At 64.0% G+C, this 8,005-nt stretch carries 3 protein-coding genes; all 3 read right to left on the bottom strand.

Annotated features, from left to right (window positions below; genetic code table 11):
- Positions 1 to 340 precede the first annotated feature (340 nt).
- From NFC73_RS18200 to NFC73_RS18190, 3 genes are read right to left on the bottom strand one after another with little or no spacing between them, the layout of a single operon-like run.
- Positions 341 to 4,048 (bottom strand): 1,4-alpha-glucan branching enzyme, encoded by a 3,708-nt coding sequence (locus NFC73_RS18200; protein ID WP_254752495.1) that lies wholly within the window; start codon positions 4,046 to 4,048, stop codon positions 341 to 343.
- Position 4,049: 1 nt separating this feature from the next.
- Entirely contained in the window at positions 4,050 to 5,846 is a 1,797-nt protein-coding gene (treS, locus tag NFC73_RS18195; protein ID WP_254752493.1) for a maltose alpha-D-glucosyltransferase, read from the bottom strand.
- Entirely contained in the window at positions 5,843 to 7,924 is a 2,082-nt protein-coding gene (locus NFC73_RS18190; RefSeq protein ID WP_308292694.1) for an alpha-1,4-glucan--maltose-1-phosphate maltosyltransferase, read from the bottom strand. The genes treS and NFC73_RS18190 overlap by 4 nt, the downstream gene beginning before the upstream one ends.
- Positions 7,925 to 8,005 lie beyond the last annotated feature (81 nt).

The following is an 8,005-nucleotide window of genomic DNA, read 5'->3' as shown; positions in this document are numbered from 1 at the left end:
AATAAATTGGTATCAACAAACTTGGCACACTATTGAGTTCTCAAACAACAGACACACCCGGCACCACCACAACCAATTCAATCGGCCGTGGATCGCTCCGGAGCAACTTTTCAAACTTACCCGCTGGCCTCATCCTTGTCAAACCGGCATCCGCGACGTTCACAGCCTAAGGCTTTCGTGTCGGTTTTTTCGGTCTGACTCCGTGGAGCAGCGCGGAAATAAACTCTACCACCACTTTGCCGGGATGGCCAACCAAGCCCCGAACAGCCCCCTGCACCCCCACCCTGAGGACAGCAAAAAGCCCGGAATCTCAAGGAATTCCGGGCTTTTCGCCGCGCACTTAAGAGAGCGGGTTCACACTATTCGGTCCGCCGGCCGCCACGGGAACGGGCTTGAAGTACGCCGCACCCAGGGGCGGCAGCGTCACGGTCAACGATGCCGGCTGGCCATCAAGCCCTTCGTCCAGGGCAACCAGCTCGCCGCCATTCAAAACACCCGAACCGCCATAGGCTGCAGCATCAGTGTTGAGCACTTCGGTCCAGCCCCCGGCAGCGGGAACGCCGAGGACATAGCCCACATGCGGCCCGCCGGAGAAGTTGATGGCGCACACCAACGGATTGCCGTCCTTGTCCCAGCGGACAAACGTCAGGACGTTACGGTCGGCGTCCCCACCGTTGATCCACTGGAAACCACCCGGCTCGTTGTCCCGCGCGTAGAGGGCCGGCGTCGAGCTGTAGAGCTCGTTGAGGTCCTTGGTGAGGAGCTGCAATCCGTGGTGCGCCGGAATGTCGGCCAGGTACCAGTCCAGTCCGTGCTGCTCGGACCATTCAGCCTCCTGACCGAATTCGGTGCCCATAAAAATGAGCTGCTTTCCCGGGTGCGCCCACTGGTAGGCAAAGAAGGCGCGCAGGTTGGCCAACTGCTGCCAGCGGTCCCCCGGCATCTTCCTGAGCATGGAGCCCTTGCCGTGCACTACTTCGTCGTGGCTGATGGGGAGCAGGAAGTTCTCGGTGAACGCGTAGACCATGGAGAACGTCAACGTACCGTGGTGCCACTTCCGGTTGACCGGGTCCTCAGAGGCGTACTTGAGGGAGTCGTGCATCCAGCCCATGTTCCACTTAAGCCCGAAGCCCAGGCCGCCGTGGCTGGTGGGGGCGGTGACACCGGGGAAGGCCGTGGACTCTTCGGCGATCATCACCGCTCCGGGGTGGGTCTTGTAGACGGTGGCGTTGACTTCCTGGAGGAAGGAAATGGCTTCCAGGTTCTCGCGTCCGCCAAAGCGGTTGGGCGACCACTGCCCGTCTTCGCGCGAATAGTCCAGGTACAGCATCGAGGCCACCGCATCAACCCGGAGTCCGTCGATGTGGAACTCATCAAGCCAGTACAGCGCGTTGGACACCAGGAAGTTGCGCACCTCGGTGCGGCCGAAGTCGAAGATCAGCGTTCCCCAGTCGGGGTGCTCGCCCAGGTTCGGGTCGGCGTGCTCGTACAGGGGTTCGCCGTCGAACTGGGCCAGCGCCCAGGCATCCTTGGGGAAGTGCGCCGGGACCCAGTCCAGCAGCACACCGATTCCGGCCTGGTGCAGGGAATCCACCAGGAACCGGAATTCGTCGGGATGGCCAAAGCGCGACGTCGGCGCAAAGTAGGACGTCACCTGGTAGCCCCAGGAGCCGCCGAAGGGATGCTCGGCCACGGGCATGAACTCAACGTGCGTGAAGCCCAGCCATTTGACGTAGTCCACCAGCTCCTTGGCGAGCTCTCGGTAGCCCAGGCCAAGGCGCCAGGATCCGAGGTGGACCTCGTAAGCGCTCATCGGCGAATTGTGCGGGTCACGCTGGGCGCGTGCCGCCATCCATTCAGCGTCCTTGAAGACGTAGGACGGTTCCACTACGCGAGACGCCGTCAGCGGCGGGACTTCGGTCCCGAACGCTAGGGGGTCCGCCTTTTCGACCCAGTGCCCGCTCTTGGACTTGATCTCGAATTTGTAGCACGCTCCTGCTAAAACGCCGGGAAGGAAGACTTCCCACACGCCTGAGGATCCCAGGGAGCGGAGCGAATTTTCGCGGCCGTCCCAGGCGTTGAAGTCGCCTTTGACGCGGACGGCCTGCGCGTTCGGTGCCCAGACGGCAAAGGAGACGCCGTCAACATCGCCGAGGGAGGACTTGTAGTGCTGGACGTGCGCGCCCAGGACTTCCCAGAGTTTCTCGTGCCGGCCCTCGCCGATCAGGTGCAGGTCCACTTCACCCACGGTGGGCAGGTAACGGTACGGCTCGTCCACGGTCAGGGGCGCGGCACCGGCGTACGTGACTTCCAGCCGGTAGTCGGGGACGTGGCCGGCCTGCAGCGGTTCGAGGACTGCCACCCATACCCCGTTGTTCTCGTGGGTCATGGGCACTGAGCCCGCGGCAGTCACCACGCTCACTGCCTCCGCGAGGTGCTTAAGCGTCCGGACCGTCACATGGCCGTGGTCGTCCAGGTGGGCGCCGAGCACCGAGTGCGGCGCGTGGTGTTCGCCGTTCGCCACGCGGGCCAACGTGTCCGGGTCCACGTGAAGAGGCACCCGGGGCCGGTCTGTACGTGCTGAGCCTGTCATTTTCATACCTTCCGATGCTGCTCCGGACTGATCGCCGGAGCCTTTAACGCTGAGGAGCCGCCTGGACGCATTCGTTGGAATGGCCAGCCAGTCAGGTCTGTTCCGCAATTCATAAACGACTTCGTAAAGGGCCTTGTCCAGCCACAATGCCACAAAGAGCGGTGAAGTCCGGTCGATGGTGCCGGGTGTGACTGCGGCATAGCCGGCAAGGAACGCGTCCGCGCAGTCATCGACCCAGGAAGCCGGAACGCGGGCACCCTGATATTCGCGTTCCGCCGCTCCCGCCGCATAGTCGAAGGAACGCAGCATTCCCACCACGTCCCGGAGCGGAACATCGGGGAAGTTGCGTTCGGCGATGGGCCGCAGTGGCTCACCTTCAAAATCAAGGATGGCCCACCGGCCGGGCTGGCCGCCGTGGCCGGGGACCTGCAGGATCTGCCCGAGGTGGAGATCGCCGTGGATCCGCTGCAGCGGCCCTGCCGGCACGCCGTCGAGCTCGCCAAGCAGAGCCTCAAGCGCGTCGTCGTAAGGCCCGACGGCGGCACTGGCTTCCGCCCATGCCTGCCGGACCCGCTGGGCTACTCCGGGCGCAATGAGCTGACCCGGGGCCGGTTCAACCGCTGTGCCCAGTGCTTCGGCCAGCCGCCGGTGGACTGTGGCTGTGGCGGCGCCAAGGGCATGCGCCTCGGCGGTGAAATCAGTACCGGTGCGCGCGGCATCCACGGCCAGGCGCCAAGCATCGCGGCCGCCGGCGAGGAATTCGTGGGCTACGGCAAGCTCGCCCTGCGATGGCTCCTGTGCCGGGAGCCCCGATGACGCCGGCGCTTGCCATTCCCCGCGGACCCACCCGAGCGTGGCCGGAACCTCGGAGGTGCCCTGGGCCGTCAGTGCCGCCCCTACCTCGACTTCGGGGTTGATCCCTTCGGAGAGGACGCGGAAGAATTTCACGATCGCCGCGGACTCGCCGTCGTCAACAATGACAGAGCTGTTGGACTGCTCGCCGGACAGGACTTTGACCATTCCGTGGGCGGTAGGCAGGCGGTGCCCCGACCTGGTGCGGTGGCCCGTCGCCGAACCCGTGCTTGAGCCCGCTTCGGACCGGATCAGCTCCAGCCAGGAGGACACAAAGGAGGGATCATGCACGGCGTCGTAGATCCAGGCCATGCCGGCCCCGGGGGCCTGGCCCACCAGTGCCCGCTCCGCTCCGGCAAGCGGACTTGCCCGGTAACTCAGCGGGACCTGGACCAGGTCAGTGCGGAGTCCGCCGTCGGCCGTCCGGGAGGAAACAGCCAGCAGGAAGATCTCCAGCCGGGCCTGCCCGGCGGCATCTTCAAGGCTCAGGCTGCCTGCCTGTTCCAGCGAAAAATCGGCTGTCTTCACGGGGAACCACCGCTGGTGCGGAAGCCATTCTCGAAGGACGGCGCTTAGCGGGGCTGTGAGGGTGGGCTGGGCCATGTCAGTTCTCGATGGACAGGATGGGCAGTGCCTGCGTGTACGGGGAGGCCGGGTTGGATGTCGCAGAGCGGATCCGCAGCCAGAAGAAATCGTGGCTTCCCAGGGTCAGCGTCAGTGATCCGTTGTCGTCGATTCCGGGGAACGGCTGACCGCCGAACACATCGCGGAGTCCGCGGCCGGCAAACTGGGGAATCCGCAGTTTTGCCGCGACGGGGTGCTGCGAAAGGTTGAAGGCGCACAGAATGGATTCGCCGGGCAGCCCCGCAGTGTTGTCCTCCGAAAGTTCCCGGAGGTACGCCACCACGGCGTCGTGGTCCGCTTCGACATGTTTGAACGCGCCCAGCCCGAAGGCAGGGTGGTTCTTGCGGACGCTGAGGATCTGCCGGGTCCAGCGGAGCAGGGAACCGGAGTGGGCGGCCTCGGCTTCCACATTGGCCATGCCGTAGTTGTACACGAGCGACTGGATGACAGGCAGGTAGAGCTTGCCGGGATCAGCGTTGGAGAATCCTGCGTTCCGGTCCGGGTTCCACTGCATGGGGGTGCGCACAGCATCGCGGTCATCGAGCCAGATGTTGTCCCCCATGCCGATCTCGTCCCCGTAGTACAGGAACGGGCTGCCGGGCAGCGACAGCAGCAGCGCGTTGATCAGTTCGATCTCGGCCCGCGAATTGTCCAGCAACGGCGCAAGCCGGCGCCTGATCCCGATGTTGGCGCGCATCCGGGGGTCCGGGGCGTACCAGCCCAGCATCGCCGCGCGCTCGTCGGCTGTGACCATCTCCAGCGTCAGTTCATCGTGGTTGCGGAGGAACGTTCCCCATTGCGCCCCTTCGGGGATCTCCGGGGTGTCATGCATGGTTTCGATGATCGGAGCGGCCTTCTGGTCCCGCAGGGCGTAGTAGAGGCGCGGCATGATCGGGAAGTGGAAGGCCATGTGGCATTCGGGCTCTTCCGCTGTTCCGAAGTACTCCACCACTTCGTTGGGCGGCTGGTTGGCCTCGGCGATGATGACGCGGCCCGGGTAGCCTTCGTCCACCATGGCCCGCAGTTTGCGCAGGAAGTCATGGGTGGCCGGCAGGTTTTCGCAGTTTGTCCCCTCTTCCTCGAAGAGGTACGGGATGGCGTCCGCCCGGAAACCGTCGATGCCCTGGTCCAGCCAGAAACGGACCACGTCAAAGAGCGCTTCGATGACCTTGGGGTTCTCAAAGTTCAGGTCAGGCTGGTGGCTGAAGAAGCGGTGCCAGAAGAACTGCCGGCGGATGGGGTCGAAGGTCCAGTTGGACTCCTCCGTGTCCACGAAGATGATGCGGGCGTCCTGGTACTTCTCGTCCGTGTCGCTCCACACGTAAAAGTCGCCAAAGGGACCGTCCGGGTCCTTGCGCGATTCCTGGAACCAGGGGTGCTGGTCCGAGGTGTGGTTCAGCGGCAGGTCAATGATGACCCGGACGCCGCGGGCATGGGACTCGGCCACCAGCCGTTTGAAGTCGCTGATGGTGCCGAACTCATCCAGGACGGAGTTGTAGTCCGAAATGTCATAGCCGCCGTCACGCAGCGGCGACTGGAAGAACGGCGGCAGCCACAGGCAGTCCACGCCAAGCCACTGCAGGTAGTCCAGCCGGTCGATCAGGCCGGAGAAGTCGCCCGAACCGTCGCCGTTCGCATCCGCGAAGGCCCGCACGAGCACCTCATAGAACACAGCTTTCCGATACCAGAGCGGATCGTGGGCCAGGCCAGGGGCGTTCAGCTCAAACGTGCTCTTGGGGGTGAAATGCTGGCTGGAACTCTGCGGGTTAAAGCTCACTGATGCAATCTCCTCACGCTCAGGATGTGGGCGGGTTCAACGTGCGCGTCCAGGCGAACGTAGTTGTATTCGCCCCATTCCCAGGATTCGCCGGAAATGAGGTCATCCACCCGGAACCCGCCATTGGGCGACAGATCCTTGGGGTCCAGTTCCAGTGCAGCCAGATCCAGCGAAATGGTGCTCTCCCTGATGCCGTGCGGATCGACGTTGACAACCACAATGATGGTGTCCTTGGTGCCGTCCGGCAGGGTCTTGTGCTTGGAGTACACCACTGTGGCGTCGTCGGTGCTGTGGTGGACCGTGAGATTCTGCAGGTCCAGCAGCGCCGGGTGGTTGTGCCTGATCTCGTTGAGCCTGGTCAGGTACGGCGCCAGGGTGCGTCCTGAGGCAGCGGCAGCGTCCCAGTCGCGGGCTTTGTATTCGAATTTCTCGTTGTCGATGTACTCTTCCGCGCCGGGGCGGGCAACATGCTCATAGAGTTCGTAGCCGGCATAAACGCCCCAGAGGGGGCTGGCGGTGGCAGCCAATGCGGCACGGATCTTGAACGCGGCCGGACCGCCGAACTGCAGGTATTCCGTGAGGATGTCCGGCGTGTTGACAAAGAAGTTGGGCCGGAAGTACGCCGGCGACTCGTGGCTGACCTCAGTGAAGTAGGTTTCGAGTTCCTTTTTGGTGTTCCGCCACGTGAAGTAGGTGTAGGACTGTTGGAAGCCCGCCCGGCCCAGGGCGTGCATCATGGCAGGGCGCGTGAACGCTTCCGCGAGGAACACAACGCCAGGGGTCTTTTTGTTGACCTGGCCAATGAGCCATTCCCAGAACCACACCGGTTTGGTGTGCGGATTATCCACCCGGAAGATCTTCACGCCGTGGCTGACCCACAGCAACACGACCCGCAGGATTTCCTTCGCAAGCCCTTCCGGATCATTGTCGAAATTGAGCGGGAAAATGTCCTGGTATTTCTTGGGCGGATTTTCCGCGTACGCGATGCTCCCGTCAACCCGGGTTGTGAACCATTCCGGGTTGGACTGCACCCATGGGTGGTCCGGCGCGGCCTGCAGCGCCAGGTCCAGGGCGACTTCCAGGCCCAGCTCGTTGGCGCGGGCAACAAAGGCGTCGAAGTCCTCGAACGTGCCCAGTTCCGGGTGGATGGCGTCGTGGCCGCCTTCCTTGGCGCCGATGGCCCAGGGCGAGCCGGGATCATGCGGGCCGGCAATCAGGGTGTTGTTGGGGCCCTTGCGGTGCTGGATACCGATGGGGTGGATCGGCGGCATGTAGAGAACGTCGAAGCCCATTTCCGCCACTGCGTCCAGCCGCTTCGCCGCGGTGCGGAAATTCCCGGACGTCCACACCCCGGTGGTGGCGTCCCTGACGGCGCCTTCGGACCGGGGGAAGAATTCGTACCAGGCTCCGCGGCCTGCAAGATCGCGCTCCACCAGCAGCGGGAACTGCTCGGAAACGGTGACCAGTTCTCGGATCGGCTGTCGCTCCACCACGGCGGCCACGTCAGCGCCGAAGCCGGCTGCCAGACGCTCTTCATCGGTGAGGGACCCGTTGCCCAGAATGGAAGATGCCATGCGCAGGGTACGCCGGTCCGACGCGTTGCGGGAGGCATCCGCGGCCGCTTCCGAGAGCAGCGCCGATCCTTCGGCGAGCATCAGCTCCACGTCGATGCCTGCCGCCACCTTGACCTCGGCGTTGTGGTGCCAGGTTCCGTAGCGGTCGTGCCAGGCCTCGATGAAAAACGTCCAGTTTCCAACAGCCGACGGCGTGAGGATGCCCTCCCAGCGGTCGGTACCGAGGCCGCGTTCCCCCCTGGGCGGCGCCAGCCTCACGCGCTGGCGTTCCTTCCCCCGGGGATCCAGCAGGACCGCGCTGACACCCAGCTGGTCATGCCCCTCCCGGAAAGCGGTGGCACCCACCACGATTCCCTCCCCCGGCAAGGCCTTGGCAGGATACTTCCCACCCTCCACCGCAGGCTGCACAGCGGTGATCGGGAACCGGCCAAATCTTAGCCCGTCGGTGATTTTGCCTTTCGGCTTTTTCTTTAAGGCGGCAGGGGTTACTGAGTTAGTCGTCACAGGCTCGACGTTAGCGAGAAATGGCCGAGATTGCTAAGCCTGCGCTGCTTTTTGTCGCGGCGATTCGACTTATCCGCCACG

The organism is Pseudarthrobacter humi, from assembly GCF_024294965.1.
In the GTDB taxonomy this organism is placed as follows: domain Bacteria; phylum Actinomycetota; class Actinomycetes; order Actinomycetales; family Micrococcaceae; genus Arthrobacter; species Arthrobacter humi.
The sequence above is the reverse complement of the archived record's forward strand: the minus strand, read 5'-3'. Positions and strand labels throughout refer to the sequence as shown.